Origin of the sequence: Burkholderia sp. AU27893 (assembly GCF_002223205.1) — a bacterium.
In the GTDB taxonomy this organism is placed as follows: domain Bacteria; phylum Pseudomonadota; class Gammaproteobacteria; order Burkholderiales; family Burkholderiaceae; genus Burkholderia.
Genome location: NZ_NKFD01000002.1, coordinates 364,180 through 385,422, shown reverse-complemented (window position 1 = coordinate 385,422; position 21,243 = coordinate 364,180). Strand labels below are relative to the sequence as shown.

Genomic DNA, 21,243 nt, shown 5'->3' with positions numbered 1-21,243 from the left:
GGCCCGCACCGTGCGCGGTGGCGCACGGTGCGCGTCGTCGAAGCTGACAGGCGGGCAGGCCTTCGCGCCCGCGCATCAACCGGAGGGACTCCGATCATGCGTCACCTGCGTCTTCCCCTGAGCCACGCCCACGCGCCGTCGGTCGGCGACGCGTCGTCGCCGCCCGGCGCGCCGCGCCGCGCGCGCGGCGGTGCGAGCTGGCTCGTCTCGCCGTCCGTCGCGGTGCTGCTGCTGTGGATGTCGATTCCGCTCGCGATGACGATCTGGTATTCGTTCTCGCGCTACAACCTGCTGAACCCGGACGTGAAGGGCTTTGCCGGGCTCGACAACTACCGCTTCCTCGCGACCGATCCGTCGTTCCTGCCCGCGATCTGGCACACGCTCGTGCTGATCGGCGCGGTGCTCGCGATCACGGTGATCGGCGGCGTGCTGATGTCGGTGCTGTTCGACCGCAAGTTCTACGGGCAGGGCGTCGCACGCCTGCTCGCGATCGCGCCGTTCTTCGTGATGCCGACGGTGTCCGCGCTGATCTGGAAGAACATGATCCTGCACCCGGTGTACGGGCTCGTCGCGAACGCGATGCGCGCGCTCGGGATGACGCCGATCGACTGGTTCGCCGATTACCCGCTTACCGCCGTGATCATCATCGTCGCGTGGCAGTGGCTGCCGTTCGCGTTCCTGATCCTGTTCACCGCGATCCAGTCGCTCGACCAGGAGCAGAAGGAAGCGGCACGGATCGACGGCGCCGGCCCGATCGCGATGTTCTTCTACATCACGCTGCCGCACCTGAAGCGCGCGATCGCCGTGGTCGTGATGATGGAGACGATCTTCCTGCTGTCGATCTTCGCGGAGATCTACACGACGACGGGCGGCGGCCCCGGCAACGCGACGACCAACCTGTCGTACCTGATCTACGCGCTCGGCCTGCAGCAGTTCGACGTCGGCCTCGCGTCCGCGGGCGGCATCATCGCCGTGGTGGTCGCGAACGTCGTGTCGTTCTTCCTCGTGCGGATGCTCGCGCGCAACCTGAAGGGAGAGTACGAGAAATGAGCGACCTGACCTTCGAAGGCCGGCGCGTGCCGGCCGTGTTCGACCTCGTGCGGCGCGCGCTGCCCGGCACGCTCGCGTGGCTGATCGCGCTGCTGCTGTTCTTCCCGATCTTCTGGATGGCGATCACGGCGTTCAAGACCGAGCAGCAGGCGTATGCGTCGTCGCTGTTCTTCATCCCGACGCTCGACAGCTTCCGCGAGGTGTTCGCGCGCAGCAACTACTTCGCGTTCGCGTGGAACTCGGTGCTGATCTCGGCGGGCGTCACGGTGATCTCGCTGCTGTTCGCGGTGCCGGCCGCGTACGCGATGGCGTTCTTCCCGAACCATCGCACGCAGAAGGTGCTGCTGTGGATGCTGTCGACGAAGATGATGCCGTCGGTCGGCGTGCTCGTGCCGATCTACCTGCTGTGGAAGAACGCGGGGCTGCTCGATACCGTGTCGGGCCTCGTGATCGTCTACACGCTGATCAACCTGCCGATCGCGGTGTGGATGACCTTCACGTACTTCAACGAGATCCCGAAGGACATCCTCGAGGCCGGGCGGATCGACGGCGCGTCGACGTGGCAGGAGATCGTCTACCTGCTGATGCCGATGGCGCTGCCGGGGCTCGCGTCCACTGCGCTGCTGCTCGTGATCCTGTCGTGGAACGAGGCGTTCTGGAGCATCAACCTGTCGAGCTCGAACGCGGCGCCGCTGACCGTGTTCATCGCGTCGTACTCGAGCCCCGAGGGGCTGTTCTGGGCGAAGCTGTCCGCGGCGTCGCTGCTCGCGGTCGCGCCGATCCTGATCGTCGGCTGGCTGTCGCAGAAGCAGCTCGTGCGCGGGCTCACGTTCGGAGCCGTCAAATGACCGCGACGAACGTCCTGATCTGCGATTGCGACGGCGTGCTGATCGACAGCGAGGCGGTGGCGGCCGACGTGCTCGTGCGCGAACTCGATGCCCGCTGGCCGGGCGCGGATTCCCGGCCGGCCGTGATGCCGCTGCTCGGGCTGCGCATCGAGCGCGTGCTGGCCGGCGCGAGCGACGCGCTCGGCCGCACGCTGTCGAACGACGACGTCGCCGAGATCCGCGCGGCGGTCGAGGCGGCGGCCGTCAAGGCGCCGATGGTCGACGGCATCGATGCGGCGCTGGCCGCGATCGAGCTGACGACGGCCTGCGCGAGCAACAGCTACCGCGCATACGTCGAGGCGGCGCTCGCCCGCACGGGCCTCGCGCGCTTCTTCGGCGACCGGCTGTTCTGCGCGGACGCCGTCGCGCGGCCGAAGCCGGCGCCCGACGTATATCTCGCGGCGGCGCGCACGCTCGGCGTCGCGCCGGCCCAGTGCCTCGTGGTCGAAGACAGCGTGACCGGCATCACCGCGGCCGCCGCGGCCGGCATGACCGTGCTCGGCTTCGTCGGCGGCGGGCATGCGTCGGCCGCGCAGATCGACGCGCTGCGCGGCATCGGCGCGCGGCATGTGTTCGACGACATGCACGAACTGCCCGGCTACGTCGCGCGCTGGCAGGCGACCGGCGCGGTGCTGCCGAACTAGCCACCCCGAATGATTGCGCGCCGCGTTCGACGCGGCGCATCACGAACGAACGGAGACAGATCATGGCAAGCGTGCTCCTGCGCAACATCGCGAAGCGCTACGACGACACCGAAGTGCTGCGCAACGTGAACCTCGACATCGCCGACGGCGAATTCGTCGTGTTCGTCGGCCCGAGCGGCTGCGGCAAATCCACGCTGATGCGGATGATCGCCGGCCTCGAGGATATTTCGAGCGGCGACCTGGTGATCGACGGCGCGAAGGTCAACGACGTGCCGAGCGCGAAGCGCGGCATCGCGATGGTGTTCCAGTCGTATGCGCTGTACCCGCACATGACGCTGTACGACAACATGGCGTTCGGCCTGAAGCTCGCGGGCGCGAAGAAGCCGGAGATCGACCAGGCCGTGAAGCAGGCCGCGAAGATCCTGCACATCGACCACCTGCTCGACCGCAAGCCGAAGCAGCTGTCGGGCGGCCAGCGGCAGCGCGTCGCGATCGGCCGCGCGATCACGCGCAAGCCGAAGGTGTTCCTGTTCGACGAGCCGCTGTCGAACCTCGACGCGGCGCTGCGCGTGAAGATGCGGCTGGAGTTCGCGCGGCTGCACGACGAGCTGAAGACGACGATGATCTACGTGACGCACGACCAGGTCGAGGCGATGACGCTCGCCGACAAGATCGTCGTGCTGTCGGGCGGCGCGGTGCAGCAGGTCGGGACGCCGAACGAGCTGTACCACGCGCCGGCGAACCAGTTCGTCGCGGGCTTCATCGGCTCGCCGAAGATGAACTTCCTGAAGGGCACCGTCGAAGCGGTCGACGCGGGCGGCGTGCTCGTGCGTTTCGACAGCGGCGAGACGCAGCGCGTCGCGGTCGACGCGGCGGGCTTGCAGCGTGGTGCGGCGGTGACGGTCGGCGTGCGGCCCGAGCATCTGCTGGTCGATGCGGCGGCGGCGGGCGTCGCCGCGCGGACGATGGCCGTCGAGTCGCTCGGTGACGCCGCGTATCTGTATGCGGAGTCAACGGTCGCGCCGGACGGGTTGATCGCGCGGATTCCACCGCTCGACACGTACCGCACCGGCGAGGCGCTGCGCGTGCATGCGCAGGCCGAGCACTGCCATCTGTTCGACGAAAACGGGCAGGCGTTCCGCCGGCTGAGCGTGCACGCGAAGGCGGCGTGACGCGTCGGCACGTGCGCCTGCGGTGCTCAGAGGCGCAGGTGCTCGGCCACGTAGTCGACGAACGCGCGCAGCTTCGGCGTCGGGTGGCGGCCTGACGGCCACAGCACGTAGAACGGCGTGCGGCTCTCGACGTGTTCGTCGAGCACCGTGCGCAGCGTGCCGTCGGCCAGCGCGTCGTGGACGAAAAACTCCGGCAGGCAGGCGATGCCGAGCCCGCGCAGCGCGAAGCACAGCCGTGTTTCCGCATTGTTGCTGACCATCGAGACGGGCACCTCCGGCGGCGTGCCGGCGCGCGATGCGCGCAACGGCCAGATCTCGAGCCGGCCGCTGCTGGGAAAGCGGTAGTGCAGGCAGCGGTGCCGCGCGAGATCGGCCGGTGTGGGTGGCGCGCCGTGCCGTTCGAGATAGTCGGGCGACGCGACGAGGTGCTGGCGGAAATGGCCGAGCAGCCGCGACGACAGCCGCGAATCCGACGGCTGGCCGGTGCGCAGCACCGCGTCGAACCCTTCGTCGACCACGTCGACGAGCCGGTCGCTGAAATCGATGTCGAGCTCGATCTCCGGATACGCGGCCATGAAATCGGCGAGCACCGGCAGCAGCAGTGTGCCGATCGCCGGCAGGCTCACGCGCAAGCGCCCGCGCGGCGCTTCGGCGCTGTGCGTCAGTTCCTGCTCGGCCGCGTCGATCTCCGCGATCACGCGCCGGCACCGTTCGAGAAAGCGCGCGCCTTCGGCCGTCAGCGTAATGCTGCGCGTGCTGCGGTGAAAGAGTCGCACGTTCAGGCGCGCCTCGAGCCGCGCGATGCGCTTGCCGATCGCCGACGCCGATAACCCGAGCGCGCGGCCGGCCGCGACGAAGCTGCGCGTTTCCGCGACCTGGACGAACACGACAAAGCCGCCGAGATTTTCCATGCGAGTTCCCGATTGCGGACACTGGCGTCCGGATTGTCCGGAACTCTACCCCGGTTTTTCTTCCGGCGCCGGCTCCCTACGATGGGCGTTCCTTCATCGTTCGAGGTCACGCCATGTCATTCCTGCCTGTCACCGCCCGTCGCATCGATGCCGGGAGCGCGTCATGAGCGACTGCCCGTCGATGGACGGCCGGGTTGCCGGCCAGCCGCTGCAGGCGGCGCAGCGCCTGCCGGTCGCGAACCTGCTGGCGCTCGCGACGGCCGGCTTCATCACGATCCTCACCGAAGCGCTGCCGGCCGGCCTGCTGCCGCTGATGAGCGCCGACCTGCGCGTGACCGAGGCGCTGATCGGCCAACTGGTGACCGTCTACGCGCTCGGCTCGATCGTCGCGGCGATTCCGCTCGTCGCCGCGACGCGGGCGGTGCGCCGGCGTCTGCTGCTGCTTGCTGCGCTGGCCGGCTTCGTCGTATCGAATGCGCTGACTGCCGCGTCGCCGTACTACGCGCTCACGCTGGCCGCGCGCTTCGTCGCCGGGATGTCGGCCGGGCTGCTGTGGGCGCTGCTGGCCGGCTACGCGAGCCGGCTGGTCGACCCGTCGCTGCGCGGCCGCGCGATCGCGGTTGCGATGCTCGGCATACCGACGGCGATGTCGATCGGCATTCCGGCCGGTACCGCGCTCGGTGCGATGTTCGGCTGGCGCATCGCGTTCGCGGGGATCACGGTCGCGGCGCTCGTGTTGATCGGCTGGATCCGCCTACGCGTGCCCGACTATCCGGGCCAGCAGGCCGGCGCACGCGAGCCGGTGCTCGGCGTGATGACGCTGCCCGGCGTGCGGCCGGTGCTGACCGTGATGTTCGCGTACGTGCTTGCGCACAACATGCTGTACACGTATGTCGCGCCGTTCCTCGCAGGCGTGCGGATGGGCGCGCAGGTCGACGTGGTGCTGTTCGTGTTCGGCATCGCGTCGCTGGTCGGCATCGCGCTGACGGGCGCGTGGATCGGCGCCGCGCAGCGCCGGCTGACGCTCGCCAGCATCGCGCTGTTCGCGATCGCCGCGGCGATGCTCGGCGCCGGCTCCGGCATGGCGATCGTCTATGCGGGCGTCGCGCTGTGGGGGCTCGCGTTCGGCGGTGCGCCCACGCTGTTCCAGACCGCCGCCGCGAACGCGGCGGGGGAGGCGGCCGACGTCGCGCAGTCGATGCTCGTGACGGTGTGGAACCTCGCGATCGCGGGCGGCGGCATCGCGGGCGGGATGCTGCTCGGTGCGACGGGCGCCGGTGCGATTCCGTGGGTGCTCGTCGTGCTGCTGGCGGCCGCGTGGGTCGGCGCGTGGCGTGCGCGCCGGCATGCGTTTCCGGCGCCGCACGCGGCCTGAGCATTCGACGGCCGCGCGCGGTGCGCCGTGCGCGGCTTCCGCGTCAGGCCGCTTACGCGTCGAGCGCGGCGCGTGCGCAGGTTTCGTCGGTGACGAGCCCCGACAGCCAGCCGCCGCGCAAGGCGGCGATCACCGCGTCGCGTTTCTTCGGGCCGCCGGCGAACGCGATCGTCGGGCGCTTCGGCGGCGTCGCGAGCGCGACGCTCGTCACGCGCGCGCTCGTCGATACGGCGATCTGCGTGCCTTGCGCGTCGATCGGCACGCCGAGCAGCTCGGCGACCGCGCCGAGCGCGGTCATCTCGTCGCGCTCCTGTTCGGTGATGAAGCCGTCTTCGTAGAGCGGGCAGTGCGGGCCGATGTTGCCGATCCCGACGAACGCGACATCGGCCTTGCCCGACAGTGCCTCGACGATCCGGTATAGCCGGTGGTTGCACCACTGCGCGCGCTCGGCGTCGCTGTCGGCGAACAGCGGCGCGGGCAGCAGGAAGTGCTTGCTGCCGGTTTTTTCGGAGATGTACTGCGCGACGTCGTAGCGGTTCGACGAGCCGTCGGCGGCGATCGCGCCGACCATCGACACGAGCCGGTGCTGCGGGCGGTCGATCTGCGCGATCTGCGCGACCGCGGCCTTCAGCGTCCGGCCGCTGCTGACCGCGATCACCATCGGCCGCGTTTCGTTCAGGTAGCGCTCCATCACCTGCGCGCCGGCGACCGCGAGCTTGCGGTCGATCGCGTCGGGTGCATCGGCATCGACGGGCACGACTTCGCACATCGCGAGGCCGTAGCGTTTCGACAGCTGCGCGCCGAGATCGAGACAGTCGGCGAGCTGGTGGTCGACGCGCACGCGGATCAGGTTCTTCTCGACCGCGAACGCCACGAGACGCTGCGCGACCGGGCGCGACACCTGCAGCTTTTCCGCGATTTCGTTCTGCGTGTCGCCCGCGACGTAGTAGAGCCACGCGGCACGCGTGGCGAGATCGAGTTTTTCTGAGGACTTGGACACGATAGCGATTCGGTTCGGATCTGGGGGGGCCGCCCGGCGGGCCGCCCCGCGGGCCTGTGGGCCGCATGGCGGCATCCACTGTACCGCATGTCGCGCACGCGGCCGACGGCCGCCACGCGCGGCGTGCGGCGCTTATGCGAGCCGTGCGCGCGACGGTTCGTACAGCGGTTGCACGTGACGGTACAGCGCGCGGAACGCCTCGAGGCGTTCGCGCAGCAGCGCATGGCGGGCGGCATCGGGCGTGTATTCGGCGCGCACCGGCGGCTTGGTCAGCACCGCATGCGGATCGCCGCCGACGGCCAGCCAGCCGAGCCGTGCCGCGCCGAGCGCCGCGCCGGTTTCGCCGCCGCCGTGCTGGCGCGTGCGCACGTTCAGCGCGTCGGCGATCAGCTGCGCCCAGAACGCGCTGCGCGCGCCGCCGCCGATCAGCGACAGCTGGTCGGTTTCGACGCCGGCCGCATGCAGCGCGTCGAGACCGTCGGCGAGGCCGAGCGTCACGCCTTCGAGCACCGCATAGCCGAGGTGCGCGCGTTCGGTCGCATGCGTCATTCCGAAGAACACGCCTTGCGCGTACGGGTCGTTGTGCGGCGTGCGCTCGCCGGACAGGTAGGGCAGGAACAGCGGGGCCGTCGCGAGTGCGTCGGCGTCGAGTGTTTCGATTTCCGCGAGCAGCGCGGGCTCGTCGGTGCCGGTCAGCTTGCAGACCCAGCGCAGGCAGCTCGCGGCCGACAGCACGACGCTCATCAATTGCCAGCGATCGGGAATCGCATGGCAGAACGCATGCACGGCCGACGCGGGGTTCGGCATGAAGCGATCGCCGACCACGCTCAGCACGCCGGACGTGCCGAGCGACACGAAGCCGTCGCCCGCGTGGATCGCGCCGATGCCGAGCGCGCTCGTCGCGTTGTCGCCGCCGCCGCCGGCCACCACGACGGCTTCCGACAGCCCGAGTTCGCGTGCGATATCGGCGCGCAGCGTGCCGGACGGCGCGTTGCCTTCGACGACGCGGGGCATCTGGTCACGCGTCATCCCGCACGCGGCGAGCAGCGCATCGGACCAGTCGCGGCGCGCGACGTCGAGCCACAGCGTGCCGGCGGCGTCCGACGGATCGGACACCTTCGCGCCGGTCAGCCGGAACCGCAGGTAGTCCTTCGGCATCAGCACGCAGGCGGTCGCCGCGAACACGTCGGGTTCGTGCTTCGCGACCCACAGCAGTTTCGGCGCGGTGAAGCCCGGCATCGCGAGATTGCCGGCCAGTGCATGGAGATCGGGCGCGCGTTCGGTGAGCAGCGCGCATTCGTCGGCGCTGCGCATGTCGTTCCACAGGATCGCGGGGCGCAGCACGCGATCGTCGCGGCCGAGCAGCACGGCGCCGTGCATCTGGCCCGACAGACCGATGCCGCGCACGGCCGCGAACGCGTCGCGGTGCCGTTCGCGCAGCGCCGCGAGCGCGGCGAGCGTGCCTTGCCACCAGTCGTCCGGATGCTGTTCGGCCCAGCGCGGATGCGGCCGCGACACGGTGAACGGCGAGCCGGCGGTGCCGACGACCGTGCCGTCCGGGGCGAGCAGCAGCACCTTCACTTCCGAGGTGCCGAGGTCGATGCCGAGATACATGAGCGATCCGTTCCGTCAGTGGGGAGTCGCTACTTTAGCCGCGCGGCCGCGCCCATGCCAAGGCAGGTTCGCCCGGATGCGCGTCAGCGTGCCGCGAGCCATGTGTCGACACGCCGGAGTCCGCCGCGCAGGGCCTCGAACAGCGCGGCGTTGCCGGCGAGCGAGCCCCACAGCTGCCGGTTCGCGCCCAGCGCGACGACGGGGTCGTCGGCCTGGACGATCGCGCGCGCGGCGCTTTCGTCCATCACGCCGTCCTGGTACGCGTACGGCAGCGCGCCGCGCGCCCAGCGTTCGAGAAAGCGCAGGAACAGCGCGGGCAGCACGGCGGTGGCGACCGGTGCCGCGCCGCGCGCGAACGATTCGGCGAGCGTCGGCGCGATGAAGCCGGGGATCTTCGAGAAGCCGTCGGCCGCGACGCGCTGGTTCGTGTCGAGCACGTACGGGTTGCCGAAGCGTTCGAGCACGACGTCGCGGTAGCGCGCGAGATCGAGCGGGCTCGGCGTGAGGCACGGGATCACGTCCTGCGTCACGTAGTCGTGCGCGAAGCGGCGGATCGCCGCGTCGTGCGTGCCTTCGTGGATATACGTATGGCCCGCGAGCGTGCCGGCCCACGCGATGCAGCTGTGTGTCGCGTTGAGGATGCGGATCTTCGCTTCCTCGTACGGGTGCACGTCGTCGACGAGTTCGGCGCCGGCCACTTCCCACTTCGGACGGCCGGCCGCGAAGCGGTCCTCGATCACCCACTGGATGAACGATTCGCCCATCACCGGGCATGCGTCGTCGAAGCCGGTGGCGGCCAGCACGCGCTCGCGCACGTCGGCGGTCGGGCGCGGCGTGATGCGGTCGACCATCGCGCTCGGTGTCGCGACGTTCGCATCGAACCATGCGAGCAGGTCGGCCTGGCCGCGCCGTTCGAGGAATTCGCGCATCCCCGCGCGAAAGCGCGCGCCGTTGTTGCGTAGGTTGTCGCAGCTCTGCAGCGTGAGCGGACCCGCGCCGCGCTTCACGCGTTCGGCGAGCAGCGCCGCGAGCGCGCCGTACAGCGTCGTGCGTGCGCCCTGCAGGTCGGCCGCGAGATCGGCGTTCGCGAGGTCGAGCCGGTTGTGTTCGTCGAGGTAGTAGCCGCCTTCGGTGACGGTGAACGACACGATCCGGCAGGCCGGATCCGCGCCGGCGTCGATCAGTGCGGCGAGGTCGATCGACCACGGCAGCACGCGCGTGATCGCGCGGATCGTCTCGTACGTGCGCTCGCCTTGCGGCGTGACGGTTTCGAGCGTGTAGGCGCCGTGCTGCGCGGCGAGTGCGTCCATCGTCGCGTGCATGTCGTCGCGGATGTTGCCGACGGTCAGCGACCAGCGCGCGTCGGCCGGGACGGCCGCGTTCACGCGATGCAGATACCACGCCTGGTGCGCGCGGTGAAACGAGCCCGCGCCGATGTGCAGCAGCACGGGCGTGCGGGCGGAGGGCGATGCGCTCATCCGGTGTCTCCTGTTCGTGCCTGACAGTCCTGTCGAATACGATCATTTGCTCTTTGTGTGAGCGAATGATCGTATTCGGGCGAGCGAAAGTCAAGGCGGGGAAACGGCATTTCGATGGTGCGCTGCGGCGGCGTTCGGGCAGCGCGGGGAGGGCTCGAACGGGCGGCCGGCGCGGAAAGTGTTGTCAGCGACCTTCGCGTGTCAACGCGACGAGTTCCTCGAGCAGCTTGCCCGCTGGCCCCGGCAGGATGCCGTGGCGGCGCCGGAACGCGGTGAGCGTGCGCACCGCGACGACCTCGCGCACGGGCAGCGTGTCGATCGTGCCGGCGCGCTGCTCGGCGCCGTACATCGGCTCGGCCATCCAGCTCAGGAAGCCGGCATGCGCGACGAGGCTTTTCAGCGTCGTCACCGAGCGCGTCTCGACCGCGATGTCGGGCAGCGCGAGCCCGTGCGCGTCGAAGGTCGCGCGCATGTGGTCGAACGGCGCGGTGCCGCGCGGCGGAATCGCCCAGCGCGCATGCAGCGTATCGGCGAGCGTCGGCGCGCGGCCGAGCGTGCGCAGCGGATGGTGCGGCGCCGCAACGATGTGGCTGCGATCCTCCCAGCGGCACTCGGGAATCGCGACGATCTCGTCGGTGTCGGGCCCGTGCGCGGACAGCGCGAGATCGATCTCGTGCTTGTTCAGCCCTTCCGCGAGCCGGTCCCACACGCCTTCGATGATCTCGACGCGCAGGTTCGGCCAGCGGTCGAGCACACGGCCCACCGCAACCGGCAGCACGAGGCTCGCGATGCTGCCCACCGTGCCGACCTTGATCGTGCCCTTCGCAAACCCGCGCATCGCGTCAAGCTCCTCGCGCGCGTGCTCGGCCTCGTGCTGCAGCAGCGTCGCGTGCGGCAGCAGCGCCTCGCCGAACGCGGTGAGCTGCACGCCCTTCGAATGGCGCTCGAACAGAGGCGCGCCGACCTGGTCCTCGAGCCGCTTCAGGATCCGGCTCAGCGCCGGCTGCGTCACGTGCAGTGCGTCGGCCGCGCGGCCAAGGCTGCCGCACGCGACGATCGTCGTGAAGGCGCGCAATTGTCGGAGATCGAAACTCATGTCGAAACGGTATGGCTTATCGCAAAAAATACAGTATCCGAGAATGACTCGCGCTTCGATACTGTGGAAACCGCCAAGCCATCGAGGAGACGCCCGAGCATGTCCGGCCCTACGCCCCCTTCCGCCGCACCGATCACCGTTCGCGATGCGGTGATCGACCTGCTTCGCCAGTTCGGCATCGACCGCGTGTTCGGCAACCCCGGCTCGACCGAGCTGCCGATGTTCCGCGACTTCCCGGACGATTTCCGCTACGTGCTCGGCTTGCATGAAGCCGTCGTGGTCGGGATGGCCGACGGCCACGCGCAGGCCACCGGCAACGCGGCGGTCGTCAACCTGCATTCGGCGGCGGGCGTCGGCAACGCGATGGGCAATCTCTTCACCGCCTTCAAGAACCGCACGCCGCTGATCGTCACCGCGGGCCAGCAGGCGCGCGCGATCCTGCCGTTCGACCCGTTTCTCGGCGCGACGCAGGCCGCCGAGCTGCCGAAGCCGTACGTGAAATGGAGCATCGAGCCTGCGCGTGCGCAGGACGTGCCGGCCGCGATCGCGCGTGCGTACCGCATCGCGATGCAGGAACCGCGCGGCCCCGTATTCGTGTCGATCCCGGTCGACGACTGGGACCAGCCGGCCGACCTGCTGCCGCGCCGCGACGTCAGCAGCGTCGTGCGGCCCGATCCGGACGCACTCGCGCGGCTCGGCGATGCGCTCGACGCCGCGCGGCGTCCCGCGTTCGTGGTCGGGGCGGCCGTCGATCGCGCCGGCGCGTGGGACGACGTCGTGCGGCTCGCCGAGCGGCACCGTGCGCGCGTGTACGTCGCGCCGATGTCGGGGCGCTGCAGTTTCCCCGAGGACCATCCGCTGTTCGCCGGCTTCCTGCCCGCGATCCGCGAGAAGATCGTCGCGCGGCTCGACGGGCACGACCTCGTGTTCGCGTTCGGCGCGCCCGCGTTCACCTATCACATCGAGGGCTTCGGCCCGCACGTGCCGCCGGGCGCGACGCTCGTGCAGCTCGTCGACGATCCGGGTATCGCCGCGTGGACGCCGTCGGGCGATGCGGTCGTCGGCAACCTGCGGCTCGCCGCGCGCGACCTGCTCGCGCGCCCGGCGCCGCCCGAGCGGCCGATGCCCGCGCCGCGGCCGCCGCGTGCGCGTGTCGAACCGCCGGCCGCCGGCGAGCGCATGTCGGTCGCGTTCGCGCTGCAGACGCTCGCCGACGTGCGCGACGCGCACGACATCGTCGTCGAGGAAGCGCCGAGCGCGCGGCCCGTGATGCAGGAACACCTGCCGTTCACGCGCAGCGGCACGTTCTACACGATGGACAGCGGCGGGCTCGGCTACGGGATGCCGGCCGCCGTCGGCGTCGCGCTCGCGCAGCCGGGCCGGCGCGTGATCGGGCTGATCGGCGACGGGTCGAGCCTGTATTCGATCCAGGCCCTGTGGAGCGCCGCGCAGCTGAAGCTGCCGATCACGTTCGTGATCCTGAACAACCGGCGCTACGCGGCGCTGCAGGATTTCGCGCCGGTGTTCGGCTTCGGCCCGGACGATCCCGTGCAAGGCACCGATCTGCCGAACCTGGATTTCGTCGCGCTCGCGCAAGGGATGGGCTGCCGGGGCGTACGCGTGACCGATGCCACGCGCCTGCGCGACACGTTGACCGACGCGCTGCGTGCGGCGACGCCGGTCGTCGTCGAAGTCGAGATTGCCTGAATGACGTGATGCGCAATACGCGTCCTGCCGGAGACTCCATGCAAACCGTATCGATGCTGATCGGCGGCGAACGCCGTCACTCATCCAGCGGCGCGACCTTCGCGCGCCGCAACCCGCTTGACGGCGAAGTCGCGTCGGAAGCGCCCGCGTGCACCGTTGACGATGCGCGCGCGGCGGCCGACGCGGCCGCCCGCGCATTTCCCGGCTGGGCCGCGCTCGGCCCCGGCGCCCGCCGCGCATTGCTGCTGAAGGCGGCCGCCGCGCTCGAAGCGAAGCACGAGCAGTTCGTCGCCGCGATGGCGGCGGAGACGGGCGCGTCCGCGCTGTGGGCCGGCTTCAACGTGCAGCTTGCCGCGAGCGGGCTCGTCGAGGCCGCATCGCTCACCACGCAGGTCGGCGGCGAGCTGATCCCGTCGGACGTGCCCGGTTCGCTCGCGATGGGCGTGCGGCAGCCGGCCGGCGTCGTGCTCGGCATCGCACCGTGGAATGCGCCGGTGATCCTCGCGACGCGCGCGCTCGCGCTGCCGCTCGCGTGCGGCAACACCGTCGTGCTGAAGGGCTCGGAGCTGTGTCCCGTCACGCACGGGCTGATCGTCGAGGCGCTTCAGGAGGCCGGGTTGCCGCCTGGCGTCGTCAATTTCGTGACGAACGCGCCCGAGGATGCGGGCGCCATCGTCGATGCGTTGATCGCACATCCGGCCGTGCGCCGCGTGAATTTCACGGGCTCGACGCGCGTCGGCCGGATCGTCGCCGAAGCCTGTGCGCGCCACCTGAAGCCGTCGGTGCTGGAGCTTGGCGGCAAGGCGCCGTTCGTCGTGCTCGACGATGCCGATCTCGATGCGGCAGTCGCGGCGGCCGCGTTCGGCGCGTTCGCGAATTCCGGGCAGATCTGCATGTCGACCGAACGCATCGTCGTCGACGCGTCGATTGCCGATGCGTTCGTCGCGAAGCTCGCCGACAAGGCCGCGTCGCTGCCGCTCGGCGATCCTCGCCAAGGGCCCGTCGTACTCGGTTCGCTGATCGACACGAAGGCCGTCGAGCGCTGCAACGCGCTGATCGACGATGCGCTCGCGCACGGCGCGACGCTCGTGTGCGGCGGCAAGGCCGACAGCACGCTGTTTCCGGCCACGCTGCTCGACCACGTGACGCCGGCGATGCGCATCTATGCCGAGGAGTCGTTCGGCCCGGTGAAGGGTATCGTGCGCGTCGACGGCGAGGATGCCGCGATCCGTTGCGCGAACGACAACGCGTTCGGGCTGTCGTCGGCCGTGTTCAGCCGCGACGTCGCGCGTGCGATGCGCGTCGCGGCCCGCATCGAATCGGGCATCTGCCACGTGAATGGCCCGACCGTGCACGACGAGGCGCAGATGCCGTTCGGCGGCGTGAAGGACAGCGGCTTCGGTCACTTCGGTGGCAAGGCAGGCATCGCGGCGTTCACGGACCTGCGCTGGATCACGGTGCAGGCCGCACCGCGCCACTACCCGTTCTGACGAGGCCGACGACGATGAGGATTGCGATACTGGGTGCGGGAGCGATGGGCTCGTTGTTCGGCGGGCGGCTGGCCGAAAGCGGCGAGGCCGTCACGCTGATCGACGTGAACGACGCGCACCTCGATGCGATTCGCCGCGACGGATTGCGCATTGACGACGATCGTGGCGAACGACGCATCCGTACGTTGCAGGCCGTGCGGCCGGAAGTAGCGAATGCGGATGCGGCCGTATCGCCCGATGCATCGTTCGACCTGCTGATCGTATTCACGAAATCGCTGCATACGCGTACCGCGCTCGACGGCGTGCGCGCGCTGCTCGAGCGCGGCACGCACGTGCTGACGCTGCAGAACGGACTCGGCAACGTCGAGACGCTGAACGCGTTCGTGCCGCTCGAACGCGTCCTGGTCGGCGTGACGACGTGGCCGGCCGACGCCGCAGGGCCGGCGCACGTGCGCTCGCACGGCGCGGGCGCGATCCGCATGATGACGGCCGACGGCACGGCGCGCCCGTTCGCGGCGACGGTGGCCGATGCGCTGTCGCGCGCCGGGCTCGCGTGCACGCTCGACGCCGACGTGTGGGCCGCGATCTGGGAGAAGGTCGCCTTCAACGCGGCGCTCAACACGCTGTGCGCGGCGACGGGCTGCACGGTCGACCAGCTCGGCAATCATCACGACGGGCCGCGGCTGGCACTCGCGATTGCAGCCGAGGTGGCCGCCGTTGCCCGCGCGAAGGGCATCGCGGTCGACGGCGAACGCATCGCGCACAACGTCGAGCATGCGATCCGCGCGCATCGCGGCCATCGCCCGTCGATGCTGCAGGACGTGCTCGCGGGCCGCCGCACGGAAATCGAAGCGATCAGCGGCAAGGTGGTCGCGGCCGCGCACGAAGCGGGCGTCGCGGTGCCGCACGCGGAAACGCTGCTCGCGCTGGTCCGGCTGATCGACGCGCGGATGAACTGAGCATCAGGCGGGCGGCGCGGCATGTGCCGCACGACGGGACGAGCGCGTCGCGCGCAGGCGACGGCGCCGGATCGGGACGGGTTGGACGAGACACCGGAGGCGGCGCCGCTGCGTCGACACCGGCCGCCTGCGCAGCACGAGATCCGGGCACGCGCGCACCGCGCCAGCCCGGGCAACCGGAGACGCCATGAACGCCATCGAATGCCGTTGTCTTGCCGCGCGCCGCTTGCGCATGTTGCCGCCTGAGCGCGGCGCACGGGAGGTCGCATGAGCACGCGCGACGGATTGTTGCCTCCGTCCGTCGACATCGGCGCGACGCTCGACGACGGGCCGTTCACGACGATGCAGCGCTGCGTGGTGCTGCTCGCCGCGCTCGCGATCGTGCTCGACGGCTTCGACGGCCAGCTGATCGGCTTCGCGATTCCGGTGCTGATTCGCGAATGGGGCATCACGCGTGGCGCGTTCGCGCCGGCGGTGGCGGCCGGGCTGGTCGGGATGGGCATCGGCAGTGCGTGCGCGGGGATCGTCGCCGATCGCTTCGGCCGCCGCCAGGCCGTGATCGGCAGCGTGTTCCTGTTCGGCATCGCGACCTGCGCGATCGGCTTCGCACCGGACGTCACGGCGATCGCGGTGCTGCGCTTCGTCGCAGGCCTCGGGATCGGCGGCGCATTGCCGACGGCGACGACGATGACGGCCGAATACACGCCCGCGCGACGTCGCACGATGATGGTGACCGCGACGATCGTCTGCGTGCCGCTCGGCGGGATGCTGGCCGGCCTGTTCGCGCACGAGGTGCTGCCGCGCTACGGCTGGCGCGGGCTGTTCTTCGCGGGCGGCGCGTTGCCGCTCGTGCTCGGCTTCGTGCTCGTGCGTGCGCTGCCCGAATCGCCGCGCTATCTCGCGCGCCGCCCCGCGCGCTGGCCGGAACTCGGCGCGCTGCTCGCGCGGATGGCGCGGCCCGTCGCGCCCGGCACCGCCTTCACCGACCTGCGGGACGCACGCGCGGCAGGCGGCCGCGGCGGCTTCGGTGCGCTGTTCGCGAGCGGCCAGGCGCGCGACACGATCGCGTTGTGGTGTGCGTTCTTCATGTGCCTGCTTGCCGTGTATGCGGCGTTCAGCTGGCTGCCGACGATGCTGGCGGCGAGCGGGCTGAGCGTGTCGGTCGCGGGGACGGGGCTCACCGCGTACAACCTCGGCGGCGTGATCGGCGCACTGTTGTGCGCATGGACGATCGCGCATGCCGGGTCGCGCTGGCCGCTCGTGCTATGCAGTATCGGCGGCGCGGCGAGTGCGGTGTGGCTGATGGGTGTCGATGCGAGCCGCCACACGGGCTGGCTGATCGTTGGGCTCGGCCTGCACGGGTTGTTCGTCAACGCGGTGCAGTCGACGATGTATGCGCTCTGTGCGTACATCTACCCGACGGCCGTGCGCGCGACGGGCACCGCGAGCGCGCTCGCGTTCGGCCGGCTCGGCGCGATCCTCAGCGCGTTCGCGGGCGCGACCGTGATCACCACGGGCGGCGCCACGGCTTATCTGACGATGCTGGCGGTTGCGATGGGGGTGGTCTGCGTCGCGCTGCTCGTCGTGCGACGGCACATTCCGCGACTGTCGCGCGCGGCCGTGCAGCCGCGCGAAGGGGAGGAGCTGGCCCGCACGTCGTCGTGACGGCGGGCGGCCCGGGGGCGGGGCGTGCGTTACAGCGTGGTGCGCACGTGCCAGAGCTCGGGGAACAGCACGACGTCGAGCATCTTGCGCAGGTACGGCGCGCCGCTGGTGCCGCCCGTGCCTTGCTTGAAGCCGATGATGCGCTCGACGGTCGTCACGTGACGGAAGCGCCACTGGCGGAACGCATCCTCGAGATCGACGAGTTCCTCGGCCATCTCGTAGAGTTCCCAGTGCTGCTGCGGATGACGGTACACCTCGAGCCACGCGGCTTCGACCGTCTCGTCGTGCCGGGTCGGCTGGGTCCAGTCGCGCTCGAGCCGCTCCGCCGCGATCGGGAAGCCGCGCCGCGCGAGCAGGCGCACGACTTCGTCGTAGAACGACGGCGCTTCGAGCGTCGCACGCACTTGCTCGAGGATGTCGGCCCGGTGCGCATGCGGCTGCAGCATCTGCACGTTCTTGTTGCCGAGCAGGAATTCGAGTTGCCGGTACTGATAAGACTGGAAGCCCGACGACTGCCCGAGATACGGGCGCATCGCCGAATACTCGGACGGCGTCATCGTCGACAGCACGTTCCACGCCTGCACCAGTTGCTCGAGGATGCGCGACACGCGCGCGAGCATCTTGAACGCGGGCGGCAGCGCGTCGGTGCGCACCGCGTCGAGGGCGCCGCGCAGCTCGAACAGCGCGAGCTTCATCCACAGCTCGCTCGTCTGATGCTGGATGATGAACAGCATCTCGTTGTGATCGGGCGACAGCGGATGCTGCGCGTCGAGGATCGAATTCAGCGACAGGTAGTCGCCGTAGCTCATCGATTTCGAGAAATCGAGCTGCGCGTTGTGCCAGCCGGCATCGCCGGGCACGTGCGATGCTTCGTGCGCGGCCGGGGCCGGTTGTGCCGAATGTGCGGCGCGTGCGCCCGAGAACGGGCAGCCCGCCGGCGCGTCGCCGCCGGGTGGCTGCATATGACCAGAATTCACGACTCTCTCCAGATTTGAATGACGGGGGCGCGGCGCGCGGCTCACGCGCGCCGGGCAAGGCCGATCAGGTCACCGCGCCGCGCTCGGCGAACTCGGGCGCCTTCCACGCGTCGGTGGCGAGGATGTCGCGCAGCGTCTCGACGGCATCCCACACGTCGGCGAAGCGCGTATAGAGCGGCGTGAAGCCGAAGCGCAGCACGTACGGCTCGCGATAGTCGCCGATCACGCCGCGCGCGATCAGCGCCTGCATCACTTCGTAGCCGTGCGGATGCTCGAAGCTCGCCTGCGAGCCGCGCTGATGATGCGCGCGCGGCGTGACGAGCTTCAGCGACAGGCCCGCGCAGCGTGCTTCGACGAGCGCGATGAATGCATCGGTCAGCGCGAGCGACTTGCGGCGGATTGCGTGCATGTCGGTCTGCAGGAACACGTCGAGCCCGCATTCGACCATCGACATCGACACGATCGGCTGCGTGCCGCACAGGAAGCGCGCGATGCCCGGATCGGGCGCGAAGCCCGGCTGCATCGCGAACGGTGCGCGGTGGCCCCACCAGCCGGACAGCGGCTGCGAGAAGTGCGCGTGATGACGCTGCGGCACCCATACGAAGGCGGGCGAACCGGGGCCGCCGTTCAGGTACTTGTACGTGCAGCCGACCGCGCCGTCCGCGCGCGCACCGTTCAGGTCGACCGGCACCGCGCCGGCCGAGTGCGCGAGATCCCACAGCATCAGCCCGCCTGCGTCGTGCACGAGCTGCGTGACGGCCGGCATGTCGTGCATGTAGCCGGTGCGGTAGTTCACGTGCGTGATCATCGCGACGGCCGTGTCCGCGCCGAGCGCATCGGGCAGGTCGGCCGGGTCGTCGATCAGGCGCAGTTCGTAGTCGCCGCCGAGCTGTTCGATCAGCCCCTGCGCGATATACAGGTCGGTCGGGAAGTTCGAGCGCTCCGACACGATCACGCGGCGCTCGGGCGCGCGCCCGGCCTGGTGGCGCACCATCGCCGACAGCAGCTTGAACAGGTTGATCGAGATCGTGTCGGTCACGACCGTCTCGCCGGGCGCGCCGCCGATCAGCGTCGCGAGCTTGTCGCCGAGACGGCGCGGCAGCGCGAACCAGCCGGCCGTGTTCCAGCTGCGGATCAGGCCTTCGCCCCATTCGGCGCCGATCACCTGCTGCGCGCGGGCGGCCGACGCGCGCGGCTGCGCGCCGAGCGAATTGCCGTCGAGGTAGATCACGCCGTCGGGCAGGGAGAACTGGTCGCGCAGCGGGGCGAGCGGATCGTCGCGGTCGAGCGCGAGGGCGTCTTCACGGGTCTTGATCATGATGTGGGGTTGTCAGTCGGGGTAATCAGGAAGCACGCGCGGGCAGCGCGCGCAGCACCGCGCGCACGGGGCTCGCGTCGAGCGTCGCGAACTTCAGCGGCAGTGCGATCAGTTCATAGTCGCCGGGCGGCACGTCGTCGAGCACGATGCCTTCGAGGATCGCCATCCGGTGTGCGCGCACGCGGTGATGCGCATCCATCGTCTTCGATTCTTGCGGGTCGAGCGACGGCGTGTCGATGCCGATCAGCTTCACGCCGTGCGCGGCGAGCAGGTCGACGGTCTCGGGCGCGACCGCGCAGAAGTGGCTGTCCCACTCATCGACGCTGGCACGCGCACAGGTGCGCAGCAGCACGCGCGGCGGCACGCCGTCGAGCGCGGCCGCGACATCGGCCGGCTGCACGACCGGCGATGCGCCGATGCAGTGGATCACGCGGCACGGGCCGAGGTAGGTGTCGAGCGGCACGGCGCCGATCGGCGCGCCGTCGGCGTCGTAGTGCAGCGGCGCGTCGCAGTGCGCGCCCGTGTGCGGCGACAGCGTCAGGCGTGCGACGTTGACCGGCGAGCCGGCCTCCATCCGCCACACGCGTTCGACGGAAACCGGCGTGTCGCCCGGCCACACGGGGGTGGCGGGGCTGACAGGCGGCGAGATGTCCCAGAGGGTGTCCATGGCATGACGATTCGGTGAGTCGATCCTTCGAATGATAGGTGGACGCTCGCAGAAAGTGCTTGCGAAATAAACATGGACAATCCGCCGGATTGGCAGATAATTCGACTCAGAGGGAAAACGGGGACCAAAAATGCACGCGATCACGCTCGATGCCACCGACTGCCGGATTCTGGCGGTACTGCAGGAAGAGGGCAGAATCAGCAATCTCGACCTGGCGGAACGGATTTCGCTTTCGCCGTCCGCCTGTCTGCGCCGCATGCGCCTGCTCGAGGAGCAGGGCGTGATCGAGCACTATCGCGCGTGCCTGAGCCGCGAGAAGCTCGGCTTCGAGCTCGAGGCGTTCGTGCAGGTGTCGATGCGCAACGAAGAGAATCAATGGCACGAGCGCTTCGCGGAAGCGCTGCGCGAATGGCCGGAGGTGGTCGGCGCGTTCGTCGTGACGGGCGAGAGCCACTATCTGCTGCGCGTGCTCGCGCACAACCTCAAGCACTATTCGGATTTCGTGCTGAACCGGCTCTACAAGGCGCCGGGCGTGATGGACATCCGTTCCAACATCGTGCTGCAGACGCTGAAGGATGAAGCCGGCGCGCCGGTCGGGCTGGCGCGCACGGGGGCGATCAAAGCGGTGTAAGGCCGTGGAAGCCGCCGCCGTGGAACACGAGCGGCGGGGCCGTGTCCGATTCCGCGCGCACGCCGCAGCGCTCCACTTCACCGACGAAGATCACGTGGTCGCCTTCATCGTAGCGGCTGCGGTTGTGGCATTCGAACCACGCGAGCGCGCCGTCGAGCACGGGCATCCCCGAGTTGCCGGCCGCATGCGCGATCCCTTCGAAGCGGTCGCCCTTGTAGGTCGAGAAGCGCTTGCACAGGTCGAGCTGCGAGGCCGCGAGCACGTTCACCACGTAATGGCTGTTGCCGCGGAACACGGGCGTCGACGCCGATTTGTGCGCGAGGCTCCACAGCACGAGCGGCGGATCGAGCGACACCGAGTTGAACGAACTGGCGGTGATGCCGACCAGCTGGCCGGACGGCGCGCGCGTCGTGATCACCGTCACGCCCGTGGCGAACTGGCCGAGTGCTTGCCGGAAGGCGGCCGAGTCGAAATCCGGAGGATTGGCGTGGCTCATCGCGCGGCCATCCGGAACGAGACGGGCGGGCGCGGCGCGACGCGGGTGGGGCGGGCACGGCGGACGAAAGGCGACAAGGCGGTCGAGAGGGAAGGGGTGCGCATCA

19 protein-coding genes are annotated in these 21,243 nt (G+C 70.1%); 10 read left to right on the top strand and 9 right to left on the bottom strand.

The window, feature by feature from the left end:
• Positions 1 to 96 precede the first annotated feature (96 nt).
• The 4 genes from CFB47_RS14915 (at position 97) to CFB47_RS14900 (ending at position 3,753) form a co-directional block, all read left to right on the top strand.
• A complete protein-coding gene (locus CFB47_RS14915) occupies positions 97 to 1,050 on the top strand; it encodes a carbohydrate ABC transporter permease (RefSeq protein WP_046544533.1) in 954 nt (317 codons plus the stop codon).
• Positions 1,047 to 1,898, top strand: coding sequence for a carbohydrate ABC transporter permease (locus tag CFB47_RS14910; protein ID WP_089440899.1), 852 nt, complete (start codon positions 1,047 to 1,049; stop codon positions 1,896 to 1,898). Before CFB47_RS14915 ends, CFB47_RS14910 begins: the two co-directional genes overlap by 4 nt.
• Positions 1,895 to 2,581 carry an HAD family phosphatase gene (locus tag CFB47_RS14905; RefSeq protein ID WP_089461566.1) on the top strand — a complete coding sequence of 229 codons (687 nt, stop codon included), beginning with the start codon at positions 1,895 to 1,897 and terminating at the stop codon, positions 2,579 to 2,581. Before CFB47_RS14910 ends, CFB47_RS14905 begins: the two co-directional genes overlap by 4 nt.
• A gap of 62 nt (positions 2,582 to 2,643) precedes the next feature.
• A complete protein-coding gene (locus tag CFB47_RS14900; RefSeq protein WP_089461565.1) occupies positions 2,644 to 3,753 on the top strand; it encodes an ABC transporter ATP-binding protein in 1,110 nt (369 codons plus the stop codon).
• A 26-nt stretch (positions 3,754 to 3,779) separates the two neighbouring features.
• Here CFB47_RS14900 and CFB47_RS14895 read toward each other — a convergent pair whose 3' ends face one another.
• Positions 3,780 to 4,664: a LysR family transcriptional regulator gene (locus CFB47_RS14895; protein WP_089461564.1), complete on the bottom strand. Its 885-nt coding sequence runs from the start codon at positions 4,662 to 4,664 to the stop codon at positions 3,780 to 3,782.
• 163 nt (positions 4,665 to 4,827) lie between these two features.
• Here CFB47_RS14895 and CFB47_RS14890 point away from each other — a divergent pair, with 163 nt between their 5' ends.
• Positions 4,828 to 6,039 carry an MFS transporter gene (locus CFB47_RS14890; protein WP_089461563.1) on the top strand — a complete coding sequence of 404 codons (1,212 nt, stop codon included), beginning with the start codon at positions 4,828 to 4,830 and terminating at the stop codon, positions 6,037 to 6,039.
• A gap of 52 nt (positions 6,040 to 6,091) precedes the next feature.
• Here the strand turns inward: CFB47_RS14890 and CFB47_RS14885 are convergent, their stop codons facing one another.
• The 4 genes from CFB47_RS14885 to CFB47_RS14870 all read right to left on the bottom strand — a co-directional run bounded on the left by CFB47_RS14885 (position 6,092) and on the right by CFB47_RS14870 (position 11,227).
• On the bottom strand, positions 6,092 to 7,039 hold the full coding sequence (locus tag CFB47_RS14885; RefSeq protein WP_089440894.1) for a sugar-binding transcriptional regulator: 948 nt from the start codon (positions 7,037 to 7,039) through the stop codon (positions 6,092 to 6,094).
• A 132-nt stretch (positions 7,040 to 7,171) separates the two neighbouring features.
• Positions 7,172 to 8,653: a xylulokinase gene (gene xylB, locus CFB47_RS14880; protein WP_089461562.1), complete on the bottom strand. Its 1,482-nt coding sequence runs from the start codon at positions 8,651 to 8,653 to the stop codon at positions 7,172 to 7,174.
• A gap of 83 nt (positions 8,654 to 8,736) precedes the next feature.
• The gene (dalD, locus tag CFB47_RS14875) at positions 8,737 to 10,131 is read right to left on the bottom strand and encodes a D-arabinitol 4-dehydrogenase (protein WP_089461561.1); all 1,395 of its coding nucleotides are present in this window, start codon (positions 10,129 to 10,131) and stop codon (positions 8,737 to 8,739) included.
• Between the two features lie 184 nt (positions 10,132 to 10,315).
• The gene (locus CFB47_RS14870) at positions 10,316 to 11,227 is read right to left on the bottom strand and encodes a LysR family transcriptional regulator (protein WP_179250040.1); all 912 of its coding nucleotides are present in this window, start codon (positions 11,225 to 11,227) and stop codon (positions 10,316 to 10,318) included.
• Between the two features lie 99 nt (positions 11,228 to 11,326).
• Here CFB47_RS14870 and mdlC point away from each other — a divergent pair, with 99 nt between their 5' ends.
• The 4 genes from mdlC (at position 11,327) to CFB47_RS14850 (ending at position 17,048) form a co-directional block, all read left to right on the top strand.
• Positions 11,327 to 12,934 (top strand): benzoylformate decarboxylase, encoded by a 1,608-nt coding sequence (gene mdlC, locus CFB47_RS14865; RefSeq protein ID WP_089461819.1) that lies wholly within the window; start codon positions 11,327 to 11,329, stop codon positions 12,932 to 12,934.
• A 38-nt stretch (positions 12,935 to 12,972) separates the two neighbouring features.
• Positions 12,973 to 14,424 (top strand): aldehyde dehydrogenase, encoded by a 1,452-nt coding sequence (locus CFB47_RS14860; protein ID WP_089461560.1) that lies wholly within the window; start codon positions 12,973 to 12,975, stop codon positions 14,422 to 14,424.
• Between the two features lie 14 nt (positions 14,425 to 14,438).
• The gene (locus CFB47_RS14855; protein ID WP_089461559.1) at positions 14,439 to 15,383 is read left to right on the top strand and encodes a ketopantoate reductase family protein; all 945 of its coding nucleotides are present in this window, start codon (positions 14,439 to 14,441) and stop codon (positions 15,381 to 15,383) included.
• A 267-nt stretch (positions 15,384 to 15,650) separates the two neighbouring features.
• A complete protein-coding gene (locus CFB47_RS14850) occupies positions 15,651 to 17,048 on the top strand; it encodes an MFS transporter (protein ID WP_089461558.1) in 1,398 nt (465 codons plus the stop codon).
• Between the two features lie 29 nt (positions 17,049 to 17,077).
• On the opposite strand, the gene kynA is transcribed toward CFB47_RS14850, so the two are convergent.
• From kynA to kynB, 3 genes are all read right to left on the bottom strand, one after another.
• A complete protein-coding gene (gene kynA / locus CFB47_RS14845; RefSeq protein ID WP_089461557.1) occupies positions 17,078 to 18,010 on the bottom strand; it encodes a tryptophan 2,3-dioxygenase in 933 nt (310 codons plus the stop codon).
• A gap of 79 nt (positions 18,011 to 18,089) precedes the next feature.
• Positions 18,090 to 19,343, bottom strand: coding sequence for a kynureninase (gene kynU, locus CFB47_RS14840; RefSeq protein WP_205191042.1), 1,254 nt, complete (start codon positions 19,341 to 19,343; stop codon positions 18,090 to 18,092).
• 25 nt (positions 19,344 to 19,368) lie between these two features.
• The gene (gene kynB, locus CFB47_RS14835; RefSeq protein WP_089426192.1) at positions 19,369 to 20,010 is read right to left on the bottom strand and encodes an arylformamidase; all 642 of its coding nucleotides are present in this window, start codon (positions 20,008 to 20,010) and stop codon (positions 19,369 to 19,371) included.
• A 130-nt stretch (positions 20,011 to 20,140) separates the two neighbouring features.
• Here kynB and CFB47_RS14830 point away from each other — a divergent pair, with 130 nt between their 5' ends.
• Positions 20,141 to 20,641, top strand: a complete 501-nt coding sequence (locus CFB47_RS14830; RefSeq protein WP_006477992.1) for an Lrp/AsnC family transcriptional regulator — start codon at positions 20,141 to 20,143, stop codon at positions 20,639 to 20,641.
• Here the strand turns inward: CFB47_RS14830 and CFB47_RS14825 are convergent.
• A complete protein-coding gene (locus tag CFB47_RS14825) occupies positions 20,628 to 21,137 on the bottom strand; it encodes a flavin reductase family protein (protein ID WP_089461556.1) in 510 nt (169 codons plus the stop codon). The two genes, CFB47_RS14830 and CFB47_RS14825, sit on opposite strands and share 14 nt — an antisense overlap.
• Positions 21,138 to 21,243 lie beyond the last annotated feature (106 nt).

Excerpts from the sequence above, each read along its gene's own strand:
- CFB47_RS14900 (WP_089461565.1), top strand. The coding sequence starts at position 2,644 with ATGGCAAGCGTGCTCCTGCGCAACATCGCGAAGCGCTACGACGACACC.
- CFB47_RS14910 (WP_089440899.1), top strand. The coding sequence starts at position 1,047 with ATGAGCGACCTGACCTTCGAAGGCCGGCGCGTGCCGGCCGTGTTCGAC.
- kynB (WP_089426192.1), bottom strand. The coding sequence starts at position 20,010 with ATGGACACCCTCTGGGACATCTCGCCGCCTGTCAGCCCCGCCACCCCC.
- CFB47_RS14890 (WP_089461563.1), top strand. The coding sequence starts at position 4,828 with ATGAGCGACTGCCCGTCGATGGACGGCCGGGTTGCCGGCCAGCCGCTG.
- CFB47_RS14905 (WP_089461566.1), top strand. The coding sequence starts at position 1,895 with ATGACCGCGACGAACGTCCTGATCTGCGATTGCGACGGCGTGCTGATC.
- CFB47_RS14825 (WP_089461556.1), bottom strand. The coding sequence starts at position 21,137 with ATGAGCCACGCCAATCCTCCGGATTTCGACTCGGCCGCCTTCCGGCAA.
- xylB (WP_089461562.1), bottom strand. The coding sequence starts at position 8,653 with ATGTATCTCGGCATCGACCTCGGCACCTCGGAAGTGAAGGTGCTGCTG.
- CFB47_RS14860 (WP_089461560.1), top strand. The coding sequence starts at position 12,973 with ATGCAAACCGTATCGATGCTGATCGGCGGCGAACGCCGTCACTCATCC.
- CFB47_RS14870 (WP_179250040.1), bottom strand. The coding sequence starts at position 11,227 with ATGAGTTTCGATCTCCGACAATTGCGCGCCTTCACGACGATCGTCGCG.
- mdlC (WP_089461819.1), top strand. The coding sequence starts at position 11,327 with ATGTCCGGCCCTACGCCCCCTTCCGCCGCACCGATCACCGTTCGCGAT.
- CFB47_RS14915 (WP_046544533.1), top strand. The coding sequence starts at position 97 with ATGCGTCACCTGCGTCTTCCCCTGAGCCACGCCCACGCGCCGTCGGTC.
- kynA (WP_089461557.1), bottom strand. The coding sequence starts at position 18,010 with ATGCAGCCACCCGGCGGCGACGCGCCGGCGGGCTGCCCGTTCTCGGGC.
- kynU (WP_205191042.1), bottom strand. The coding sequence starts at position 19,343 with ATGATCAAGACCCGTGAAGACGCCCTCGCGCTCGACCGCGACGATCCG.
- CFB47_RS14830 (WP_006477992.1), top strand. The coding sequence starts at position 20,141 with ATGCACGCGATCACGCTCGATGCCACCGACTGCCGGATTCTGGCGGTA.
- CFB47_RS14895 (WP_089461564.1), bottom strand. The coding sequence starts at position 4,664 with ATGGAAAATCTCGGCGGCTTTGTCGTGTTCGTCCAGGTCGCGGAAACG.
- CFB47_RS14855 (WP_089461559.1), top strand. The coding sequence starts at position 14,439 with ATGAGGATTGCGATACTGGGTGCGGGAGCGATGGGCTCGTTGTTCGGC.
- CFB47_RS14850 (WP_089461558.1), top strand. The coding sequence starts at position 15,651 with ATGAGCACGCGCGACGGATTGTTGCCTCCGTCCGTCGACATCGGCGCG.
- dalD (WP_089461561.1), bottom strand. The coding sequence starts at position 10,131 with ATGAGCGCATCGCCCTCCGCCCGCACGCCCGTGCTGCTGCACATCGGC.